18 protein-coding genes are annotated in these 21,682 nt (G+C 64.1%); 2 read left to right on the top strand and 16 right to left on the bottom strand.

Going from position 1 to position 21,682, the window contains the following annotated elements; translation table 11 throughout:
* Positions 1-39: 39 nt before the first annotated feature.
* Positions 40-1,227: an ABC transporter substrate-binding protein gene (locus HMPREF9452_RS10930; RefSeq protein ID WP_009142197.1), complete on the bottom strand. Its 1,188-nt coding sequence runs from the start codon at positions 1,225-1,227 to the stop codon at positions 40-42.
* Positions 1,228-1,568: 341 nt separating this feature from the next.
* On the opposite strand from HMPREF9452_RS10930, the gene HMPREF9452_RS10925 reads away from it, so the two are divergent.
* Complete coding sequence (locus HMPREF9452_RS10925; RefSeq protein WP_009142196.1) at positions 1,569-2,903, top strand: homoserine dehydrogenase; 1,335 nt, start codon at positions 1,569-1,571, stop codon at positions 2,901-2,903.
* A 126-nt stretch (positions 2,904-3,029) separates the two neighbouring features.
* Here the strand turns inward: HMPREF9452_RS10925 and HMPREF9452_RS11480 are convergent, their stop codons facing one another.
* The 10 genes from HMPREF9452_RS11480 to HMPREF9452_RS10870 form a co-directional block, all read right to left on the bottom strand.
* Positions 3,030-4,277 carry a D-alanyl-lipoteichoic acid biosynthesis protein DltD gene (locus HMPREF9452_RS11480; protein WP_083821985.1) on the bottom strand — a complete coding sequence of 416 codons (1,248 nt, stop codon included), beginning with the start codon at positions 4,275-4,277 and terminating at the stop codon, positions 3,030-3,032.
* The gene (locus tag HMPREF9452_RS12060) at positions 4,264-4,494 is read right to left on the bottom strand and encodes a hypothetical protein (RefSeq protein WP_009142194.1); all 231 of its coding nucleotides are present in this window, start codon (positions 4,492-4,494) and stop codon (positions 4,264-4,266) included. Before HMPREF9452_RS12060 ends, HMPREF9452_RS11480 begins: the two co-directional genes overlap by 14 nt.
* Positions 4,494-4,739, bottom strand: a complete 246-nt coding sequence (gene dltC / locus HMPREF9452_RS10905) for a D-alanine--poly(phosphoribitol) ligase subunit DltC (RefSeq protein ID WP_009142193.1) — start codon at positions 4,737-4,739, stop codon at positions 4,494-4,496. The genes HMPREF9452_RS12060 and dltC overlap by 1 nt, the downstream gene beginning before the upstream one ends.
* Positions 4,732-5,919 (bottom strand): D-alanyl-lipoteichoic acid biosynthesis protein DltB, encoded by a 1,188-nt coding sequence (dltB, locus tag HMPREF9452_RS10900; protein WP_009142192.1) that lies wholly within the window; start codon positions 5,917-5,919, stop codon positions 4,732-4,734. Before dltB ends, dltC begins: the two co-directional genes overlap by 8 nt.
* 3 nt (positions 5,920-5,922) lie before the next feature.
* Positions 5,923-7,203 (bottom strand): D-alanyl-lipoteichoic acid biosynthesis protein DltD, encoded by a 1,281-nt coding sequence (gene dltD, locus HMPREF9452_RS10895; protein WP_009142191.1) that lies wholly within the window; start codon positions 7,201-7,203, stop codon positions 5,923-5,925.
* A 9-nt stretch (positions 7,204-7,212) separates the two neighbouring features.
* Positions 7,213-8,739 (bottom strand): D-alanine--poly(phosphoribitol) ligase subunit DltA, encoded by a 1,527-nt coding sequence (dltA, locus tag HMPREF9452_RS10890; protein WP_009142190.1) that lies wholly within the window; start codon positions 8,737-8,739, stop codon positions 7,213-7,215.
* A 308-nt stretch (positions 8,740-9,047) separates the two neighbouring features.
* The gene (locus HMPREF9452_RS10885; protein WP_009142189.1) at positions 9,048-9,707 is read right to left on the bottom strand and encodes a hypothetical protein; all 660 of its coding nucleotides are present in this window, start codon (positions 9,705-9,707) and stop codon (positions 9,048-9,050) included.
* A gap of 68 nt (positions 9,708-9,775) precedes the next feature.
* Complete coding sequence (locus tag HMPREF9452_RS10880; RefSeq protein ID WP_009142188.1) at positions 9,776-10,903, bottom strand: ABC transporter substrate-binding protein; 1,128 nt, start codon at positions 10,901-10,903, stop codon at positions 9,776-9,778.
* A 12-nt stretch (positions 10,904-10,915) separates the two neighbouring features.
* Positions 10,916-11,764, bottom strand: coding sequence for an ABC transporter ATP-binding protein (locus HMPREF9452_RS10875; protein ID WP_009142187.1), 849 nt, complete (start codon positions 11,762-11,764; stop codon positions 10,916-10,918).
* A complete protein-coding gene (locus HMPREF9452_RS10870) occupies positions 11,761-12,837 on the bottom strand; it encodes a FecCD family ABC transporter permease (protein WP_009142186.1) in 1,077 nt (358 codons plus the stop codon). The genes HMPREF9452_RS10875 and HMPREF9452_RS10870 overlap by 4 nt, the downstream gene beginning before the upstream one ends.
* Positions 12,838-13,120: 283 nt before the next feature.
* On the opposite strand from HMPREF9452_RS10870, the gene HMPREF9452_RS10865 reads away from it, so the two are divergent.
* Entirely contained in the window at positions 13,121-16,957 is a 3,837-nt protein-coding gene (locus HMPREF9452_RS10865) for a phosphoribosylformylglycinamidine synthase (RefSeq protein WP_009142185.1), read from the top strand.
* A 168-nt stretch (positions 16,958-17,125) separates the two neighbouring features.
* Here HMPREF9452_RS10865 and HMPREF9452_RS10860 read toward each other — a convergent pair whose 3' ends face one another.
* The 5 genes from HMPREF9452_RS10860 to HMPREF9452_RS10835 are packed head-to-tail and all read right to left on the bottom strand — an operon-like array spanning position 17,126 to position 21,662.
* The gene (locus HMPREF9452_RS10860; protein WP_009142184.1) at positions 17,126-18,280 is read right to left on the bottom strand and encodes a hypothetical protein; all 1,155 of its coding nucleotides are present in this window, start codon (positions 18,278-18,280) and stop codon (positions 17,126-17,128) included.
* Positions 18,281-19,468: a hypothetical protein gene (locus tag HMPREF9452_RS11475; RefSeq protein WP_009142183.1), complete on the bottom strand. Its 1,188-nt coding sequence runs from the start codon at positions 19,466-19,468 to the stop codon at positions 18,281-18,283. It abuts the gene before it with no gap.
* Between the two features lie 5 nt (positions 19,469-19,473).
* Complete coding sequence (locus HMPREF9452_RS10845) at positions 19,474-20,322, bottom strand: ABC transporter ATP-binding protein (protein WP_009142182.1); 849 nt, start codon at positions 20,320-20,322, stop codon at positions 19,474-19,476.
* Positions 20,323-20,334: 12 nt separating this feature from the next.
* The gene (locus HMPREF9452_RS10840; RefSeq protein ID WP_009142181.1) at positions 20,335-21,099 is read right to left on the bottom strand and encodes a hypothetical protein; all 765 of its coding nucleotides are present in this window, start codon (positions 21,097-21,099) and stop codon (positions 20,335-20,337) included.
* Positions 21,096-21,662: an RNA polymerase sigma factor gene (locus tag HMPREF9452_RS10835; RefSeq protein WP_009142180.1), complete on the bottom strand. Its 567-nt coding sequence runs from the start codon at positions 21,660-21,662 to the stop codon at positions 21,096-21,098. The genes HMPREF9452_RS10840 and HMPREF9452_RS10835 overlap by 4 nt, the downstream gene beginning before the upstream one ends.
* Between the last annotated feature and the right edge of the window lie 20 nt (positions 21,663-21,682).

Raw genomic sequence — 21,682 nt, 5'->3', positions numbered from 1 at the left:
GGCCCATACCGCTAAGGCGCAAACGTACCGGGCGAAAAACTACGCCGCTACGTACTTTCCGTCCTGGATGACGTAGACCATGGGATCCTTCTCGACCTCGCCCTTATCGTTCCAGGTAAGGGCTCCGGTAAGGCCCTCGACGGTGATCTTGGTCATGGCCTCGGGCAGCTTCTCAGCGACCTCGGTGGGATCGGCGTCGGCGCCAAGGCCCGCCTCCTCGAGAGCGGCGGAAATCGCATGGACCGCGTCGTAGGCGTCGGCGGCGAACTGGTCGGGAGTCTCGCCGTAGGCGTCCTTATAGGCGGTAACGAAATCGGCGTTCTTCTCCTCGTCCGCGGAGAACGGCGTCATGAGGTAGAGACCCTCTGCCAGGCTGGTGTCGAAGTTCTCGACGCCCAGGATGCCATCCATTCCGTCGCAGCCCATCATCTTGACGTCATAGCCCATGGCGGCGGCGTTGGAGAGCAGCACCGAGGCGGGGGTGTAGTAGATGGGAGCGAAGATCATGGTCGCGCCCTTGTCCTTGGCCTTGGTGAGCTGGTTGGTGAAGCTGGTCTGGGAATCGTCCTTGAAGGTCTCCTCGTCCACAATCTCAAGCTTGAGCTCTTCGGCCTTGGCGATGAAGGCGTCGCGGATGCCGGAGGAGTAGGTGTCGCCGGAGTTATAGAAGACGACGAACTTCTCGTCGGGGAACATCTCGGCCAGCTTGGTGGCGGCGTTGGCTCCCTGGTTGGGGTCGCTGAAGCACGCCTGAAAAACGCAGGTCTTATCAGCGGTGACGTCCGGGCTGGAAGCGGACGGGGTGATCATGAAGATCTTTGGATCGGAGTTGGCGACCTCGGCGACCGCCAGCGAAGCACCGGTGGTGGTGGGGCCGACGAGCGCCTGCATGCCCCAGTCTGCCAGGGAATTGAAGGCGTTGACGGACTTCTCGCCGTCAGCGACATCGTCCTCGCACTTGGAAACAAAGGTGATGGCGTCGGTGGAGAAATCCTTGCAGCCCAGCTCGGCGCCGTTCTTGACGGAGGTGCCGTAGGATGCGGCGGCGCCGGTCAGCGGTCCGATCGAGCCGATCTTGAACTCTCCGGCACCGGACGCGGAGCCGGAGCCCGAGCCGCCGCCGTTGGAAGAGCAACCGGCAAGAATGCCCGCGGCCCCCAGACCTGCGACACCAGCGATAAGATTCCTACGGGTTACAGCAGGATTGAATGCGTTCTGATACGTCATTGCGGCTCTCCCCTCGAGTGCAAAGCCGGAGCCTCCGCTCCGGTCAACCTATATGGCCGCGCCCTTCGACCAACGGTCCATCCGTCGTTTAAGAGCGTTGCTCTAGAGTACTCGCTTTGATTCGCTAAAGCGAGTACTTTATACATTGGAAACATTCATTTGCCCATATAACCGCTTTTCTATAATAAAGTTATCCTATGGCAATCGCAGTTCAGGAAGGCAAGGCGATTGTACGGGATGCATTGTAACGAGACCGTTTCGCATCCCGGCTCATTCACCACGCTAGAATGATAAGGGGAATTACCAAAAGAGGTGTATGCCACGTAAGAAAGGAGCCTGGCATGAACGAGGCAACTCGCTCGGTTGGAATTGGCATTGTGGGCCTGGGCACCGTCGGCGGCGGTGTGGTCCGCTTGATTCAGAAGCACCATGACGACTACGTCGCCGCATACGGTGCCGACCTGCGCATCGTCCGCGCATGCGCGCTCGAGCAATCGCGCGCCGAGGAGTTGGGCACTGGCGCCGAGGCGTTCACGACCGACTGGCACGACGTGGTCAGCGACCCCGCCGTAGACATTGTGATCGAGCTCATCGGCGGCGAGCACCCCGCGACCGAGATCTTTGAATCCGCGTTCGCCGCGGGCAAGCACGTGGTCACCGCCAACAAGGCCCTGTTGGGCCGCCATGTTGAAGCGCTTGGCGCCAAGGCGGCGGCAGCCGGCGTGCAGATTCGCTGCGAGGCGGCTGCGGGCGGCGGCATCCCCATTGTGGGAACCCTCGAGCACGATCTGGTGGGCAACCAGGTGCTCACCATCGCCGGCATCATGAACGGCACGACCAACTATATTCTCACGCGCATGGCCGCCGAGGGCCTGGACTACTCCGACGTCCTCGCCGACGCCCAGCGCCTGGGCTACGCCGAGGCGGACCCCACCGCCGACGTCGACGGCTTTGACGCCGCCAGCAAGATCGCCATCTTGGGCTCAATCGGCTTCCGCACCCGCATCACCACCGATGACGTCTATATGCAGGGCATTCGCGACATCACTTCCGAAGACATCGCCGTCGCTCGCGACATGGGCTATGTCATCAAGCTCCTTGCCATCGCCCGCAACACCGACGAAGGCGTGGACGTGCGCGTGCACCCCGCGATGATTCCGGCTACTCACCAGCTCGCCGCGGTGAACGGCGCCATGAACGCCGTGTTTGTGGTTGGTGACGCCGTGGGCGAAACCATGTTCTACGGCGCCGGCGCAGGATCCTTCCCCACCGCGAGCGCCGTGGTGGGCGACGTGCTGTCGCTGTCCGAGCACATCTCGCGCGGCACCGCGCCCATGGCAGAGCCCGAGCCCTTTGGCCGCAACCTGTCCATCCGTGATATCGAAGACCTTTCGACCAACTACTACATCCGTCTTAAGGTCGCCGACCGCGTGGGCGCTCTAGCGGAGACGGTCGACGCCTTCGCGTCGAAGAACCTCTCCATCAAGCAGGTCATGCAGCTTGACGGCGGCAACGAGGACTCCTGCTCCGTGGTGTTCCTCACTCACACATGCTCGGAGCGCGACGTGCGCGCGGCCATCGACGCCCTCAAGGGCGCTAGCTGCCTGCAGAAGATCGGCAGCGTCATCCGCATCGAGGACGTCGACGCCTGGAGCGACGGCGTGATGGACAACTAGCCGGCGCGCCTTCACGTATAACGCGCACGCATGCAAACGCCCCGCCATCCACCTGGTACGCCAGGCGGGATGGCGGGGCGCTCTTGTTGCGCGTGGAGCGTTGCATGGCGGCCGATCGACGCGACCCTATCCAAGGTCGTCGTCCGCCACCTCGCCGTACGCGAAGAACCTGTACAGGGCTCGCGAATAGTAGAGCGACCCCGCATGCGACGGATGGTTGTCGTCGCGCAAGAAGAACTCGTCGTATTCATGGGACGAGAAGTCCGCCACCTTGGCGCCGGCGCGCCCGCAGGCATCGCGGACCATCCGGTAGTACCGCTGGCGCGCATCGAAGCCGTAGCGCGTGCGATCGTATAGGCGCCCGTTGACGGGCTGCAGCAGCACCATGGTCTCGATGTCCAGCTCGCGGCACACTTCAAGCGCCATCTCGAAGTCATCCAGCTCTTGCGAGCTCAAATCGTCGCCCTCGCGCTCGTCCCATTCCGATGCACGGCGCCAAAAATCGGAAAGTCCCTCTTGAGCCCATGTATCGAACACGCCCCAGGGATTGGACGCACAGGAGCGAGCGTCCTCGGCAAGTGCCCCGGTATACAGGGAGGACCAATCCGGCTCCCCCGCTTCGCTCGTTGCATCCCGGCCGTCTTCCAGGGCGTCCGCCCCGTTGACGACGACGCCGGCCACGGGCAGCCCGGACCCCGCGGGCGCGAATAGGCGTCGTGCGGTCTGCACCCCCTTGGTAACGGCCGCGTCCACGCCCGCGGCGATGCCCTCGAGCGAGGGGCCCGCAACGCGGGCGTCCACGTTGTAGGCAGCGAGCCGTTTGGTCACGCGGTCCTTGAGCGCCGCGGAGATGCGCGGGTTGGCCATAAACGCATCGTAGGCCCCTTGCGAGAACGTGGCCGGCCACTCCTGCGCCGGACGGCGGGCGACCGAGAACCAAATCAAGCTGGGAATGAGGACTATGCGGGCCGGGGCATCGCTCGACGCAAGCGCTCCCGCCTCGATCGCCTGCCACAAGCACTCGCAATTGGGACGGCCAAGAGCCATGATGTCAACATCGCTGCGTCCCGGGGCCAAAAGCTCAACCGGATGCTCGGACATACCGGCGGGCGGGTACAGCTCGCTTGACCCCAGCACCAAACCCGTCGCGACGCCAAGGCGCGCATCGGCCGCGGCGCGACGCCCGTACTCGTCCACGATATATGAGAAATCGAGCAGCTGCGCCCGAGTGGGATAGGCGGCTGCGGGCACACTCGCATCGAGGCGCTTCGCCGCACCGAACCCCCAGACGCCCAAGGCGCTCGCAAGAGCCGCGCCGGCAAGCATGAACGCCAGGCGACGAGCGCTCGTCCGAGCCTCGCTAGTACGCCGCATATGCAGGGGCCGCGGGCGCGCCGTACGGCGAGAAGACAAAGAACCAGCCCAAGGCGGCGACCAGCACGGTCGCGATTGCAAACCACGCGAGCGCCGCAGACCATGCATTGGAGAAGAACCAGCGCCTGACCGGAGCCAGGCGGCGCTGCGCGTCGCGTATGGGATGCGCTGCCGGCACCTTGGAAGACGCGTTGGCTATGCGCGCGTTGCCAGCCATTACAAGCGCTCCGCGATGCGGTCGATGATCTTGTTAACGGTATTCATGTCACCGCGCTCGACCTCGGTGGGCGCGATCTGCACGCCAAAGGCCTCCTCTATGGCGACCAGCACCTCGATGCCCGCCAGCGAATCGAGCAGGCCGGCGTCGAATAGGTCGATATCGCGCTCCTCGCGCACCGCGTCGTCGTCGCAGATGTCAGCCAAAAGGTCGATAACCTGCTCTTCAATCATGCCCTTATCCATTGATGATCCTTTCTACAATAAGGTGAAGCTGTCCGGAGAACAGCGCGAAACCAAAGAAAACCAGCTGCATGGTGATAAACCAGCTCAACAGGCGGTACCAGATGCGGTCGCGGTTGCGTCTATGGAACGACGACTTCTTTTGGTAGGCTTCCGTGGCGGCTAGAAGCGCGCCGTGGTAGACGCCGTAGGCCAGGTAGTCCGCCGTAAGGCCGTGCCAGGCGCCCATAAGCGCCATGTCGACCATGTACGCCGCGCACGCGCAGGACAGCCGGCTGCCAAAGACCTTGCGCTTGGTGGCCCAGCGTACAAAGCGCATGAAGACAAAGTCGCGAAGCCACGTGGACAAGGTGATGTGCCAGCGGTTCCAAAAGTCCTTGATGTCGACGGCGGCAAACGGAGCGCGAAAGTTGCGCGGGGTGCGAACGCCAAAGCAATAACTCGCCCCCATCGCCATCATGGAATAGCCGGCGAAATCGAAGAACAGGTAGATGCCGTACAGGTAGGCGTTGGCTACCTGGCGCGCTATGCCATAGGCGATGCTGGGGGTGGCGAGCGGGCGGGTGGGAACGTAGTAGTACTTGGCCACCGACGCGATCACCAGCTGAAAAACCGCGCCCAACAACAACAGGAGCATGCCGCGCGACAGCATGTCCAGGTATTCGGCACGCGTTGGCTGGCGCCGGATATCGTCCATAAACCGCCGCGAGCGATCGATGGGCCCGGAGGTGATGGTGGCGAAAAACGTAAGGAAATACAGGTAGTCCGCCGGACGCAGCTCCGTGATAAGGCCATCGCGAATCTCGATAAGCACCTGCACCGCCTTGAAGGTGACGTATGAGATGCCCGCGAAGGCGAGTATGTTCTGGTCGAATACGGCACCCACCTTGTAGGCCACCAACGGCGCAATGGTCGCGGCAAGGCAGACGCGATAGACAACCATGCTCTTTTTGCCGCTCTTCCAGCTTGCGAGCGTCGCATATGCGCAGGTGCAGGCGACGCAGACAAAAAGGGCGAACGCCGCCGCCTGCGCGGGCGAAGAGCCAAACAGAAATGCCAGCATGACCGCGGAGGCAACCATGCCCCAGGCTTTAAGGCCCCGCTCCATCACGCCGCACGCCGCCGCGGGGATCGCAAGCGCCGCCAGCACGATGAAGAACGATGGTGAGGTATAGAAGCCCATGCGTCATTCCTTCCGGGTCTCAAACGCCACCCCGCCCGACGGCGAGGTGTCTGCGACCCCCGTGGTGAGATAGGTGTAGATCGCCTTGGAGTAGTAGGCGCCGCCCAAATCGGACGGATGGGAGTACTCGCGCAAAAAGTACGTGTCGTACTCGTGGCTTGAAAAATCCGCCACGGGCACGCCGGCCTGCTCGCAAGCCTGCCGAATCATCTGGTAATAGCGCTGGCGCACCTCGGGACCGTAAATGGTCTGGTCGTAAAGCTCTCCTTTGACCGGCTGGATCAAGACCATGGGAAGCACTCCGGCCTCGCGGCACACGCGTAAGAGCAGCTTGAAGTCCTCAAACTCCTGCTCGCTGAAGTACTCGTTGCCCTCGACCTTCCAATCCTTGGTTCCCGCCTGCCAATCTGCCAGGTGCTTGGCATACCAGGAGTCGTTGATGCCCATGGCGTTGGACGACGCCTTCTCGCGCGCGGTCAGGTCCGCGTCACTAAAGATCTGATCCCAATTGGGGGCCGCATGCAAAGAGGAGCCCGCGGCATTGGACGAGGAGCCCGCGGCATGCGTCGTCCCGCCCCCGTCGGCGCCCCGCGACACGCCCCTCTCCCGCTTGCCGTCCGCAGCGGCTCTTGGCGCGACGGCGGTGGTCGACAGGCGCAAAGTCGCCAAGAGCTGGTCGCTCGCGCTATCGAGCCAAGCCGCGACCGCCGCAGACGGAGAAGACGGGCCCGTGCGGTCAACGCCGTAAACCGCCATCCGCTGGGTCACCTGGTCCTTGAGCTCGTCCGAAATGACCGGGTTCGCCATAAAGGCGTCATAGGCGCCCTGGGAAAACGACGCGGTAAAGTCACGCTTGGCGTTTCTGTAGCACATGAACCACTGCATGCTGGGGATAAGCACCACCCGGCGCGACGAATCTTCCTGGTCCATACGGCCAGCGAACGCGCCCACCTCGATGGCCTGCCATAGGTCTTCGCAAAACGCGCGCCCCGTGACCATGACGTCCACGCCATAGTCTCCCCCCTCGAGCAGGCTCGCGGGATGAGCGGGGCCCGCCGGACCGGGATTGAGTTCGGAAGAACCAAAGACCAAGCGCGGGTTGTCGCCCTGCTCTCGGCGGCGATCGTACGAACGCGCCATAACATCGAAATTGGTGACCTCCTGCAAGCTGGGATACCCTATCACCGGATCGCGGTCAACCGTTTGGTAGAGCCCTGCCAGCGACGCGCCGCCCGTAAAGACTGCAAGGGCAGCGGCCGCCCCCAGGGCAGCGAAGCGCCTCATGGCTCCCGCCTATCTGGACGATGCCGCGAGAGCGCGGCGATCGACCTTGCCGTTACCGGTCATGGGCAGCGAGCTGTGGAACATGATCTTTTTGGGAACCATGTAGTGCGGCAGCGTCTCTTTGAGCGCTTCCTTCATGGCGAGGCCGGCGCGAAACTCGGACACGCCCAGCTCGCCCTCGACCACCAGGTGCGCAACCAGGTGCGCAACCTTGTCGCCATGCATAACCGGAACCACCGCGGCGGAGGTCACCTGGGACAGACGGCGCAGATGCTGCTCGATCTCGCCCAGCTCGATACGGAAGCCGTTGAGTTTCACCTGCAGGTCAAGGCGTCCGCGGTAATGCAGCATGCCGTCTTGATCCAGATAGCCCTCATCGCCGGTGCGGTACGTGCGAACGGCGCGTCCGTCCATCATGGCGGCGCCAAACGCGCGCTGCGTAAGATCGGGCCTGCCATGGTAGCCCCTTGCCACCGTATCGCCCTCTATAACAACCTCACCGGGCTGCATGGCGCCCAGCTCGCGGCCGCGCGGGTCGACAATGCGCAGGCGGGTGCCAGGCCGGGGGGCGCCGACGGGCAGGGGGCTACCGGATGCGACCATCTGCGGCGTCACCACCACCTGCGTGACGGCGACCGTGGACTCCGTGGGACCGTAGGTGTTGACCACGCTGCACGCGGGAAAGCGCTGCATGAGCCTCTGCGCCGTGCGAACGGAAAGCGTCTCGCCGCAAAACAGGAAGGTCTCCAGCGCGAGCATCACCTGATCGTCAAAATCCTCGCTGGCAAGGCACAGGTCGGCAAAGGAGGGCGTAGATACCCAGACGTTGACGCCGGAAGCGCGCAGGGCCTCGAAGGTGGCGCGCAGCGACTGCTGGGTCTCGTGCTCGAGGCTAAAAAGGGATCCGCCGCTTGACAGCGCGCAGGCAAGCTCGAAGACGGACAGGTCGAAGGAGAACGGCGCCTGGTCAAGGTAGACGCGGCCCTCGCGGTACTCCCCGCCCAGGCCGCGCGCCCACGCCGTGAAGTTGTCGAAGCAAGAAGCGGTGATCTCCACGCCCTTGGGCGCACCCGTGGAACCAGAGGTGAACAGGATATAGCACAGGTCGTCGCCCGCTATCCAGCTGTCGCGGTCGCTCTGGCCGCCCATGGTCTGGGCGACATCGAGCTCCAGGCGATTGATGATGCGCGCGCCGTCCGCCTCTTTGGGCGAGAAATGGTCGACCGCAAGGACCGTAGGGGTTTTAAGCTGGCCGATGATGGAGGCAACGCGGGCTTGGGGCACGGAGTAGCGGTCCACCGGCACATAGGGCCGCCCCGCCTTCATGCACGCGATAAAACTGGCGACCATAAGAGGGTCCTTGTGGCCATACACCACCACGGGCGAGCTGGAACCATCGCGGGCAAGCAGGCAGGCGATGGCCTCGGACGCCGCCCAAAGCTCGCCGTAGGTCATGTGGCCGCCCATAGAGCTACGGACCGCGGGGGCGTTGGGCTGGCTGGCGGCAAAATGCTCGATTCTATCGAGGTACTTCATGGTGATTCCCTTCCGTTGGTGCGGATCGCTTGGGCGCGAGAAGCGCCCCCATCATCCATACGGGAAAACTGACGCGCCCGCGCTACCGAATGTGAGCAGGCGCGCACGGAGCGGGAAAGCAGCGCGCCCCACCCCGTTGACAACGAGGGTAGGACGCGCGGGCAACCTATTCCATATACGAACGGTAAGGTTGGGGTGACGGTATTGTCATTCAATTGTTCTTGCAGCTAAATATATGTGTTTTAGAGCTTAGAGCCACTTTTTTCATATGCGGGCGGGCGCCGGCGCCGCCAAAATGTGAACGATTGTCACAATCCGGCAACCGTGCCGGCGGCGCCCCTTAATAGCGCGCGCCAAACCATGGACGCCGATTCATCATCTGGTCCAACGGCAACAACATCGCCCCACGCGCCAACCAGGCGCTCGCGCGCGGCGGGGACCAGGTCGCGCCGCACCACCGCGATCGCGTGCGGCCAGGCCGCGGAAGGCCCGCGCTCGAGCAGCTCCAGGGCGTGAACCAGACCCCTCCCACGCAGCAGTTCCAGACGGCCCAACTCGTCCACCACCGTCAAGCCCGGGAGCAGAGGGGGCTCGAGGGCAAAATCCCCGCACCCCACGTCAGCCGGCGATGCATCGCCTTTCATGAGCTGGACAAAATGCGCGTCCACGCGGTCGAGGGCGTCATCGGCCATAGCCCACCCCAGGCCCGCGCTCTCAGACTGGCCGCAAGCGTCCAGGCAGCCGGACGCCTGCGCCAAATCGCGGCGGCGAGCAAGGTGCACCACCTCGCCCGATGGTAGCAAGACGTTATCGATTCCAAGCTTCTCGAACCCGCGGCCAACCCTTGTCCACACTCCCGGCGCCACCACGCCGCGAAGGGGCACGCCGCATGCGGAAAGGCCCCCGAGCACGCCCTGCAACCAACGGGTCTTGCCCGTTTGGATCTCGCCCGTGAGTATGAAAAGCACGTTTCCCCTCCTTATCCGCATGCCGCCCCTCACCCCGCGCCCATTTAGAATCGCTGGGCCAAAGCGCGTTACGAAGTCAGCCTGCCGTACTCGTCCTGCGAAAGATCGTACCCATAGAACGTCTTGTAATAGGACTTGGCAACGTCATATGCGCTGCCCTTGCCCTGGAACTGCGCGGGATAGAGCACGCGCGCCAGCCATTGCATGCCCAGCACCTGGTTGACGGTGGGCGGGTTGTTGAGCCACACGTAGGGCGTGTTGGGAACCTTGTGATAGCTGCCCTCTCGGATGGCGGTCAGCGTCTGCCATGCGGGATCGTCCGCCACGCCGGCAGCGAACGCGTCCGCGCCAAATAGGATCACCTGGGGGTCCCATACGGCGATCTGCTCCAGGTTGGACTCGTTGCCCGCTCCGCTACCCGCGGGCGAATCGACCACGGCAACGTTGTCCGCCAGCATATCGACCACGTTGGACTGGAAGGACCCCTTGGCGAGCACGTTGGTACCCGTGGCGTCCACGCAATACAGCACGCGAACGCGCTCTGCCTGAGGAATGCCCGCCATAACCTCGCTCACCTGGTCGTAGGCATCCTGGCAATATGTCGCCAGCTCCTCGGCGCGGTCCTCGACGCCCAAAAGCTCGCCCAGCTTGCGGTAGGCGGCAGGCCACTCGTCCAGTTTGGTCTCGATGAAGACGCAAGGGATACCCAGCTGCTCTTGCAGCGAGTCCAGATCCTCCTCGATACCCTCCTTGTACTCGCCGGTATCGATGAGCACCTGAGCGCCGGTAGCGGCAACCGCCTCTTTATTGAAGTCGCCCTTGGAACCAAACGCGGCGCCTAAAACGGGAAGGCTTTCATCGGGCGCATCGGTAAGGTAGGCGCGCTGGTCCTGGGTTATCTCTTGGGAGAGACCAGCGAGTTTTTCCGGTGCAAGGGTGATGAGCACCTGGGTGGCCGTATGGCCGGAAGGCACCACGCGCTCGATGTTCGCAGGCACCTCGACCTCGCGCCCCGCGGAATCCGTAAAGACAACGGTCTTGGTCTCGCGCTGCGACGCCGAACCCGCTTGGGCATCCGAGCCCGCAGCGGGCGCGCCCCCGCAGGCAGACAGACCCAGCGCCAACGCAAGCGTCGCCGCTGCAGCCAGCGCACAGCCCAAAATGCGGCGGCGGCCCATGTTCTTCTGCATATCCATACCCTTCCTTTCCTACTTGACGCGCGATCGCGCATCCTGCCCTGTCACATCTATCTCTTGCGACGGCACGCATACCCGCATGCGGTCGCCAAACAGGGAGCAAATGGAGACGTCCACGCCGTAGAGCTCCGCAACAAGCTCCTCCGTTATCACGTCGCGCGGATCGCCAAAGGCGCGAACGCGCCCCTTGTTAATGGCCAGCACCTTATCGGCGAATAAAAACGCCTGGTCCGGCTGGTGGGTCGATTGGATGATGGAAAGGCCCTCGCGGGCCAGCTGGCGAACGCAACCCAGCACGCGCATGGTGTTGCCATAGTCGAGCGCAGAAGTGGGCTCGTCCATGATGATGGTACGCGCGTTTTGCGCCAGCGCCCGGGCGATAAGCACCAACTGCTGCTCGCCACCGGAGATTCGCGTCGCCGGACGATGCGCCAGGCGGGCTATGCCCACGCGCTCAAGAGCCTCCCAAGCGCGCTTCACCTGGTCGGCGCGCGGAACCCCAAAGGCGCCCGTCTGCGAAGCGGCGCTCATAAGCACCACGTCGAGTACGCTGTAGTCATACACGGACTCGTGCGTCTGAGGAATGTAGGCTATCGTGCGGGCACGCTCGCGCACGCTCATCTGGCGCAGGTCGCGCCCGTCGATAGCGATAGAGCCGGTATAGCCGTCCTCAAGGCAGAGCATGCAGCGAAACAGCGTCGACTTGCCCGCTCCGTTGGGACCCAGCACGTTGACCAAGCAGCCGTCTGGAAGGTCCAGGTCAATGTGCCGCAACACGTCATAGGGCACTTGCCCACGCCCCGCGCCAGCGCATCGACGCGTGCCATATGAGAAGGAGAGGTCCTTGATCTTGATACTCATGCGCCGCGCCTCCTGGTCATGATGAGGTACAGGAAGAAGGGGGCGCCCAAAAACGCTGTGAGGATGCCTATGGGAATCTCCGCCGTGTAAGCAAGGCGCGACACGTTATCGACCACAAGCAGAAACGACGCGCCCAGCAACATGCTGGCGGGAAGCAGACGGCGATAGTCGCACCCGATAAGCATGCGCGCCACGTGCGGGATCACCAGGCCGACCCAGCCGATCATGCCGCTTACCGAGACGCTCGCCGCCGTAAGAAGCGTCGCCGCGACCATGACCGCCATGCGAAGCCGACGCGCGTTGACGCCCATGGTGCGGGCCTCGTCATCGCCCATGGTCAGCAAATTGATGCGCCAACGCAGCGCCAGAAGCACTGCGGCGCCCGCCGCCATGGGAACGGCGGCGAAGAGCACATCCGCCATGCGCGCGCCCGTAAGACTACCCATCAGCCAATAGGTGATGGCGGGAAGCTGGTTTGACGGGTCCGCCACCAGCTTGGCAAAAGACACGCCTGCCTGGCACAGGCTGCTCACCATAACGCCCACCAGCACCACCGTAAGCGAGTGCTCAGATGCTCGGGCCCGGGCGCTAACCAGCATCACCACCGCCACGGTGGCCATAGCCGCGGCAAACGCCCATGCGGAAACGGCAAACGATCCCGCGCCCGCAAGCAGCGCCGCCGCCGCGCCCAGGGCGGCCCCCTGCGAAGCACCCAAGACATCCGGTGACACCAGGGGGTTTCTAAACGTGCCTTGAAAGGCGGCGCCGGCAGCCGAAAGGCTCGCGCCCACCATGCAGGCCAGCGCGATGCGCGGCAGGCGCACGTTGAAGAATAGCGTCGCCTGCTGGTTGGTCCACACCCGTTCAACCGGCACCACGCGATCAACCAGCATGAGCACCGCTTGAGCGGGGTCTATGGGATAGCGCCCCAGCATGAGCGATACCGCCGCCAGAACAAGAAGCAGCGCCGCGGCCGCGACGGTCACCAGGCGTGCACGGCGAATAGAGACCCCCACCAGCGCACGTGAGGACGCCTCGCCGCGAGCGGCGCGTTCGCATGCAGTCTTTGCCACTTCTCTTCCCATCTAGCAGGCATTACAACGCTGATTATTCTCGCATGAATATTATTCTCGTCAAGAAACAAACGGTAACGTCGAACAAGGGAGATTCCCTGAGATGGCCTTACCCGCGCAACCCCACCCGAAACCTGCAGCCTGCCACCACATTCCTGTCGTATCATGGTGAGGTTAATAAAGTCGCACGGTTAAAGGCGGTGCCGCTGCAGTTCTCAGCGCATCCGGACACCGGCCGCCGCCGTCGATTCGCACCGACCATCCAACAGGAAGGCAGGCATCAATGGTCTCTCGCGTCTACGTGGAGAAGAAACCCGGCTTTGATGTAGAGGCGCAGCAGCTTAAAAGCGAGCTCGTCACCATCCTCGGCGTAAAGGGGCTCGACTCCCTGCGCCTCATTAACCGTTACGACGTGGAAGGCGCGGACGAGGACCTGTTCCGCTCCTGCGTCCCCACCGTGTTCTCCGAACCCCAGGTGGACTTCGCCTACGACGAGCTGCCCGCCGGCGGCGTCGCCACGTTCGCCGTGGAGTTCCTGCCCGGCCAGTTCGACCAGCGCGCGGATTCCGCCAGCGAGTGCATCCAGCTCATCTCCCAGGGCGAGCGCCCCACCGTCCGCTCCGCCAAGGTCTATATCCTGGACGGCGAGCTGTCCGACGAGGACGTCGAGGCCATCAAGCGCTACGTGGTGAATCCCGTCGAGGCGCGCCTGGCCACGCTCGAGCTCCCCGAAACCCTTACCCAGGATGTTCCCGAGCCCGAGCCAGTCGAGATCATCGACGGCTTCCGCGAGCTCGATGAGGCCGGCCTCGCCGCCTTCATCGCCGAGCGCGGCCTTGCCATGGACGAGGCGGACATCGCGTTTTGCCAGCAGTATTTTAAGGACGAGGACCGCGATCCCACCATCACCGAGATCCGCGTCATCGACACCTACTGGTCCGACCATTGCCGCCACACCACCTTTGGCACCGTGCTCGAGAACATCGAGATCGATGACTCCGTGGTCCAGGCCGCCTTCGACCGCTACATGGAGATGCGCCACGAGCTGGGCCGCGACGAGAAGCCCGTCTGCCTCATGGACATGGGCACCATCGGCGCCAAGTGGCTTAAAGCCCAGGGCATCCTCACCAATCTGGACGAGTCCGAGGAGATCAACGCCTGCACCGTCAAGGTGACCGTGGACGTTGACGGCGAGGGCCAGGATTGGCTGTTCCTCTTCAAGAACGAGACCCACAACCACCCCACCGAGATCGAGCCGTTCGGCGGCGCGGCGACCTGCGTGGGCGGCGCCATCCGCGACCCGCTTTCGGGACGCTCCTACGTGTACCAGGCCATGCGCGTCACCGGCGCCGCGGACCCCACCGTCCCCGTCTCCGCCACCATCGCCGGCAAGCTGCCGCAGCGCAAGCTGGTCACCACCGCCGCTGCCGGCTACTCCTCCTACGGCAACCAGATCGGCCTTGCAACCGGCCAGGTCTCCGAGCTCTATCACCCCGGCTACATGGCCAAGCGCATGGAGGTCGGCGCCGTGGTGGGCGCAACCCCCGCAAGCCACGTCCGCCGCGAGTGCCCCGCGCCCGGCGACAAGATCATCCTGCTGGGCGGACGCACCGGCCGCGACGGCATCGGCGGCGCCACCGGCTCTTCCAAGGCCCATAACGTCGAGTCCATCGAGAAGGACGGCGCCGAGGTCCAGAAGGGCAACGCCCCCATGGAGCGCAAGCTGCAGCGCCTGTTCCGCCGCGGCGACGCCTGCCGCCTCATCAAGCGCTGCAACGACTTTGGCGCGGGCGGCGTGTCCGTCGCCGTGGGCGAGCTGGCAGACGGCCTCTACATCGACCTCGACATGGTCACCAAAAAGTACGACGGCCTGGACGGCACCGAGCTCGCGATCTCCGAGTCCCAGGAGCGCATGGCCGTAGCCGTCGCAGAGGCAGACGTGGACGAGTTCATGGGCTACGCCGCCGAGGAGAACCTCGAGGCGACCGTCATCGCCGAGGTCACCTGCGAGCCCCGCGTCCGCATGGCATGGCAGGGCAACGCCATCGTCGACCTCTCCCGCGAGTTCCTCAACTCCAACGGCGCGCCCAAGTTCCAAGACGTCCACGTTCCCGGCCAGGGCATCGCCCCCATCGACCCCGAAAGCGAGCTCGCCCACGCCGCGCTCGAAGAGTTCGGCAGCCTCGACAACGTCTACGAGAGCACCGTCCCCATGGTGCCCGGCGCCGAGGAGGTCGAGTCCTTCGAGAAGGCCATGCGCACCCTGGTGAGCGACCTCAACGTCTGCTCCAACAAGGGCCTCTCCGAGCGCTTCGACTCCACCATCGGCGCCGCGACCGTGCTCATGCCCTTCGGCGGCACCCGCCAGCTCACCCCCGCCCAGGCCATGGTCGCCAAGTTCCCGGTCGACGGCGAGACCACCACGGTCTCCGGCATGGCCTGGGGCTTCAACCCCTATATCATGGAGGCCGACCAGTTCCGCGGCGCCTACCTCTCCGTTGTCGAGAGCATCGCCCGCCTGGTCGCGACCGGCTTTGACCACAGATCGGCCTACCTCTCCTTCCAGGAGTACTTCGAGCGCCTGCGCGACGTGCCCGAGCGCTGGGGCAAGCCCATGGCAGCCGTCCTGGGCGCGCTGATGGCCCAGGTCGACCTGGGTGTCGGCGCCATCGGCGGCAAGGATTCCATGTCCGGCTCCTTCGAGGACCTCGACGTTCCGCCCACCCTGGTCTCCTTCGCCGTCGCCGTCGATAAGCTCGCCAACGTGGTCTCCCCCGAGTTCAAGGTCGCGGGCAGCCGCGTCGCGCTGATCCAGCCCGCCTATCGCGAGGACGACCTGCTGCCGCAGACCGACTCCCTGCTCGCCGCGTTCGACGCGGTCGAGGGCCTCGTCCGCGAAGGCAAGGCGCTTTCCGTCTCCACCGCCGGCTTCGGCGGCCTGGCCGAGATCCTCTTCAAGGCCTGCCTTGGCAACAAGCTGGGCTTCCAGCTCTCCGACGCCTATTACGAGGCCGAGGGCCGCGACCTGTTCGACCACTCCTACGGCTGCTTCGTCGTGGAGCTCGCCGAGGGCACCGAGCTGCCCGCAGCCGGGGGCGTCGAGGTCATCGAGCTTGGCTGCACCACGCAGGCATACGAGTTCACCGCCTACGGCGAGACGCTCGACATGGAAGACCTGCAGGAAGCCTGGGAAAGCGGTATCGAGGGCGTGTTCCCCTATCGCAGCGCCGCCGACGAGAAGCTCGAAACCGTCGCAACCGAGTCCTACTCCTGCGAAGAGGAGGGCCGCATCCGCGTGACCTACGGCGGCCTCAAGATCGCCAAACCCCGCGTGATCATCCCCGTCTTCCCCGGCAACAACTGCGAGCACGACTCCGCGCGCGCCTTTACCGCAGCCGGCGCCGAGGCCGATATCTTCGTCATCAACAACCTCACGCCCGAGAACGTCGCCGAATCCACCCGTGAGCTGGCGCGCCGCATCCGCGAATCCCAGATCGTCATGATCCCGGGCGGCTTCTCCGGTGGCGACGAGCCCGACGGCTCCGCCAAGTTCATCACCGCGTTCTTCCGCGCACCCGAGGTCACCGAGGCGGTACGCGACCTGCTGCAGGCCCGCGACGGCCTTATGCTGGGCATCTGCAACGGCTTCCAGGCGCTCATCAAGCTGGGCCTGGTGCCCTACGGCGACATCGTCGACGCCACCGCAGACGCGCCCACGCTGACCTTCAACCAGATCGGCCGTCACCAGAGCCGTCTGGTCCGCACCCGCATCTGCAGCGACCTGTCGCCATGGCTCACCCAGTGCGACCCGGAAGAGCTCTACACCGTGGCCATCTCCCACGGCGAGGGCCGCTTCGTCGCCAACGACGACGTTCTGTCCCAGCTGCGCGCCGGCGGCCAGATCGCCACGCAGTACGTCGACGTGGCGGGCATGCCGTCCATGGACCTCGACGTCAACCCCAACGGCTCCGTCGCCTGCATCGAGGGCATCACCTCCCCCGACGGCCGCGTCTTCGGCAAGATGGGCCACGTGGAGCGTCGCGGTGACGACCTGTACAAGAACGTCCCCGGCGAGAAGTTCATGCCCCTGTTCGAGAGCGGCGTCGCCTACTTCTCGTAAGTGACTCATTTTGGGACGGGGCATTTTGTCCCACCCCGCCCAGCGGCATGAGGGCCGCCGCCTGGAACGCATCCAGGCGGCGGCCTCTTTTCTCCGGCCTCAAAGAGCGCCCGCCCCCAAACCTCAAAAAAGTGCCTGTCCCCTTTTTGAGGCGGGGCGTATGCACATCTACCTCACATCGCACCGAAGCTCACGTATGCAGGAGGACGCGCAGCTCACAATAGCAACCAGCACGATCGCCACGACGACCGTCACCTCCCCGCCCACCGGCAGCCAGCCTGTTGAGAAGGGATTGGCGCTCCCCGGCACCGACCGCTCGCACAGCGCGTGGTCAAACAGCACGGGCGCAAGCAGCCACCCAAGACCCGCGAACACGGGCACGACGCGCAAGAGCATGCCAACATAGCCCGCACTCATCCGGGCAAGCACGAACGCCAAGATACCTGCAGCAAGACCCAGGCTCGCCATCAGCGTGACGCGAGCAGCTACATAAGCCCCCAGCGTCACGTCCCAGCCGCAGGCATAGCCGCTCAACGGACCCGTGACAACGCAGTCCATCAGGGCACCAATCCCAGTACCGGCAAGGGGAACCGCCCAGGCCAGCACGCTCGCAGCGAGAACGAGCAACGCCGACAGCACCGCAGCCACCAGCTGCGCGCCGAACACCTTGCGACCGATGCGCGAGGACCACTGGACCGCCCGCATGCGATGCAGCCGGTCGCTCGCCGCGGCAGGAGCCATCACAAACATGGGTGCAGCTACAAGCCACATAGAGAGACGGTTGAGATACGTCTCGATATCCTGCAACCACATGTGCGAGAGGTAGCCGCGTGCGTATCCTTCTCCCTCTAAAGCTTGAAGCCAAAGGTCCATCTCATACGCCCGCTCATGAGAAGGCAAGGCAAGGATCCGCTCGCACAACGCGATATCCCCCTTGAGCGCATCATCGGGCTCGCTCCCCGCCTGCTGCACCTCATGTTCGCGATCGAGTACCTCGCTCGAAAAGGCATCGAAGTCCGCCCGCGTGCGAAGGTCGCGCTCGACAGCCCCGCCAAGCGTCGCCAAATCAGACTCGAACGCCGCCTCCGCATCGCGCGCTTCGGTGCGGACCTCACGCATCTCGGCGTCATCGATCGAGGCTCCGAACCTATCCGCCCACTCCTGGGCAAGCTCGAAATGAAAGGTCGCCTGACTCCCGTTGGGAAAGACGGCTATCCCCGGTCCCTGTCCGACAAGAAGCCAAAAGGCAAAGCCGGACACCAGCAGCGCCGCAAAGATGCCGGGGCGCCATATCCTATTCAGCTCCTGCGCAAACAGACTCATCTATGCCACATCCTTATCGAACCACATGCGCCGCAGCACCGGATGCATGCACCACAGGACGGCGATGCCGCAGATCACAGCTGCAACTTCTTGGAATGGAATGAACGAACGAAGCCCCAAGTCGGTAAACCACTGGCCGCTCACGGAAAGCAGGGGCGCCGGAAAGACGTGCATGAGCGCACGGGCGGTGTGCCATCCGTTGAGTGCGCATACCGCCTGCGCCCCCAGCGGCGCGATCAAGAGCACGCAAGCCGTTACTGCGGCACGGACCGCGCTATAACCGGTTGCCAGCAGGACCGCTTGGAGCGTGAGGCACAGCAGCACCACGAAACCCGATCCCAGCAGGAGCGACCACACAAGGTATGAGCCGATCGAGCAATCGAACCACGTCACGAACGGCCGCGCAGAGCCTCCGTCCACCACGACGTTGAACAAGCTCGAAACGCTGCTCTCCCACGCGGGACCGATTCCCCATTCGGACAGCACGGCAACCGCTCCGAAGGTCAGCGCCGCGAGCGCTGCGTACATCATCAACGACCATATCAAGGATGCGGCAAGCCTTGTTGCAACGACGCCGCGCCCAACGGGACTCGACAGCACGATCGAGCGCGCCCCCGTTCGCTCGTCCAACTCGCACAGGGCGAGCAACGCGGCGGCGCCCGCAGCAAAAGCCTCCACGATCACCACGGGCACGAGCGTCCCGAATAAGAATTGGTGCAGGTCGAACGTGTAGGTGGCACCGTATACATCCCATTCCCGCCCCGACGCCCGCACCGCATCGACTCGACTCTCCCACACCGCATATTTCGAAGCCACCAGATGCGACGTCAACGACGCATCCATATCGCCCACCGCAGCAGCACCATATTCGTCCGCACCAAAACCAGCGAGTATGCCCTGGGCGTGGGACACGGACCATGCGAGCTGGTCGCGAACGCTGCTTGCTGGACGCGCCTCCACCGCATCCAGAAACCCATCGTCCATGCGAACCCCTGCCCGCTGGGCGACCGAAGCGATTTCCGCCATATGGGCAAACAGCCACGAGTTGCCAAAGATGAGCGCACCGTTCAAGACGAGGAAGACGAACGGCAACGCGATAAGCAGGGGCATGCGAACGATCCGGCGCAGCTCCTCCGCAAGCAGCGACAACCCAAGCGAGCGCGATACCGCCGCGCTCAGCGCCGTCATTCTCCTCACCGCCCCTCGCGATACCGCACCAGAAACGCATCCTCCAAGGTAGGGGAAACAACGCACGCGCCCTCGGGCTTCTGTTTGGCATACAAGCGAAGCACCGTGCGCCCATCCCTCTCCCGCTCTCCCAACACCTGGCAGGCACTTGGAAGCTCCGCATGAACCGGCATCTCGAATATCATCCCAGCAAGCTCGGCGCAGAGCTCCGCGCTACCCGGATACGCTTGCACGTGGCCGCCTTGGATGAATACGATCTGGCCGGCAATAGCCTCGATGTCCGACACGATATGCGTCGACAGGACCACCGTGCGCTCTTGCGCGAGCCCATGGATGATGTTGCGAAAGCGCACGCGTTCGCGCGGGTCGAGCCCCGCGGTGGGCTCATCAAGAATGAGGATCTGGGGATCGGCAAGGAGCGCGGTCGCGATGCCGATACGTTGGATCATGCCACCAGAGAACTCGCGCATGCGACGGTCTGCCGCATCGCCCAACCCTACCAGCTCGAGCAGCTCGTCGGTCCCGCGCGCGATGTCGCGCTTGCCCATGCGTTGCAGGGCGCCCACGTAGCGCAGGAACGCCCGAGGCGTATAGCTGGGATAATATCCGAACTGCTGGGGCAGGTAGCCCAGCACGGCACGGTAGCGCTCCCCCATCGCATGGATATCCTCGCCGTTCCAGCAGATTCTTCCCTCGGTTGGAAAGGTGAGCGTGGCGAGCATCTTCAGAAGCGTCGATTTACCCGCTCCGTTTGGCGCTATCAGGCCGGTTACGCCCGTGGAAAACGCAAGCGTCGCATCCTCGATCACGGCGTTGTGCTTGAATCGTTTGGTCACATGTTCGACGGTGAGCATAGTGCATCTCCCCTACGCGTATTCTGCGAACGGCATCGTGCAGACATCAGCAATAAGACGGACAAATAGGATCGTCGCGGCCGCTGCGACCGCGACGAACACCACCGCGGGAACGGCGAGCAGCGCCGCGGCGGCTGCAGGGAGCATTGCCAGCAGCATGCCCGCAAACGCCCAGGTGACAATCGGCATCAGCGAGATGACAACCGCCTGAGCTGCCCCGTACATTCGCCCAGCCACGCTAAGCCGGAAGATCAGAAGCGAGAGGGCGCCGAAAGTCGCGAGGCTCGCCGCGGCAAGGGACAACATCCACCAAAACGAGACCATGCGCTCGCTTGCAATCCAGGCCGCAACGGCAAGCGGCACGGTGAGCAGAATCGCTATCGCCCCAAACACCAGCATGCGGGCCGCATGGAACTCGAGAACCGTCATGCGACACGCCGCGCGCCAGGCGATTGTTCCGCTCTCGCGGTCCTTCCACGCAACAAGTCCCTGAAGCGCCGCGAAGAACAGCGGAGCCAGCATAAAGACCGCAAGCGCAGCATCCCCGGGTTCTGCCATGAACGCCAAAGGGGCCGCGCCGGCAAGGGTGATAATTCCCGCCAGAATCGCACAGTCCTCGATTCCAAAGAACAGCGCGCGCAAAGACAGGGCGGCGAAATTGCCCCGCATGCGGGCGCGCGGCGCTTCGCATGCAGGCAGTGCGTCGTCAAGAATCGATTCGATGGCGCGATCACGCTCCTCGCCGCTCAGCCCTTCGCGCCAATCCGCCTTGCTCATAGTCGCTCCTCCCGCTCAATGCATGCCCTCATCGCCTTGACCGCCCGGTAGTACTGGGCCTTGGCGGCTGCTTCGCCTTGCTGGGTCGCCTGAGCGATCTCGGCGAAGCTGCTCCCGGCGAACACCCGCAAGCGCACCACCGCCTGCACTCTGGGCTCAAGCCCCAACAAGAGCCCCATCGCCCGCCGCGCCCTGTCCTCGCTCCAAGAGCGATCGGCAAGCTCCTCGTATTCATCACGCATATCCGTGGGATCGATCTCTATCCCATCGAGGGAAAGCGGCGCGAAGCGCGACCGCGCGCGATACCAATCGATGACCTTGTTGGCGGCGATACGGTAGAGCCACGTTCGAAACGAGGCGCGCCGCTCGTCGAAGGATGGGAGCGCGCGCATCGCCGCCACGAAGACGTCCTGCGTCACGTCGAGCGCCCCGTCCTTATCTCGCATCTGATGGGCGACAAACCGGTAGATGTCGTCATAGTGCCTGCGGATCAACTTGTCCACGCATCGGCGCGATCCGGTCCGAACGACCTTGCGCACCAGCGCAGTATCCCTGCCCGCCATTCGACCACCCCCTCGCACGG

Source organism: Collinsella tanakaei YIT 12063 (assembly GCF_000225705.1).
Taxonomy (GTDB): Bacteria; Actinomycetota; Coriobacteriia; order Coriobacteriales; family Coriobacteriaceae; genus Collinsella; species Collinsella tanakaei.
Note: the sequence above shows the minus strand (reverse complement) of the source record. Positions and strands in the feature narration are given on the sequence as shown.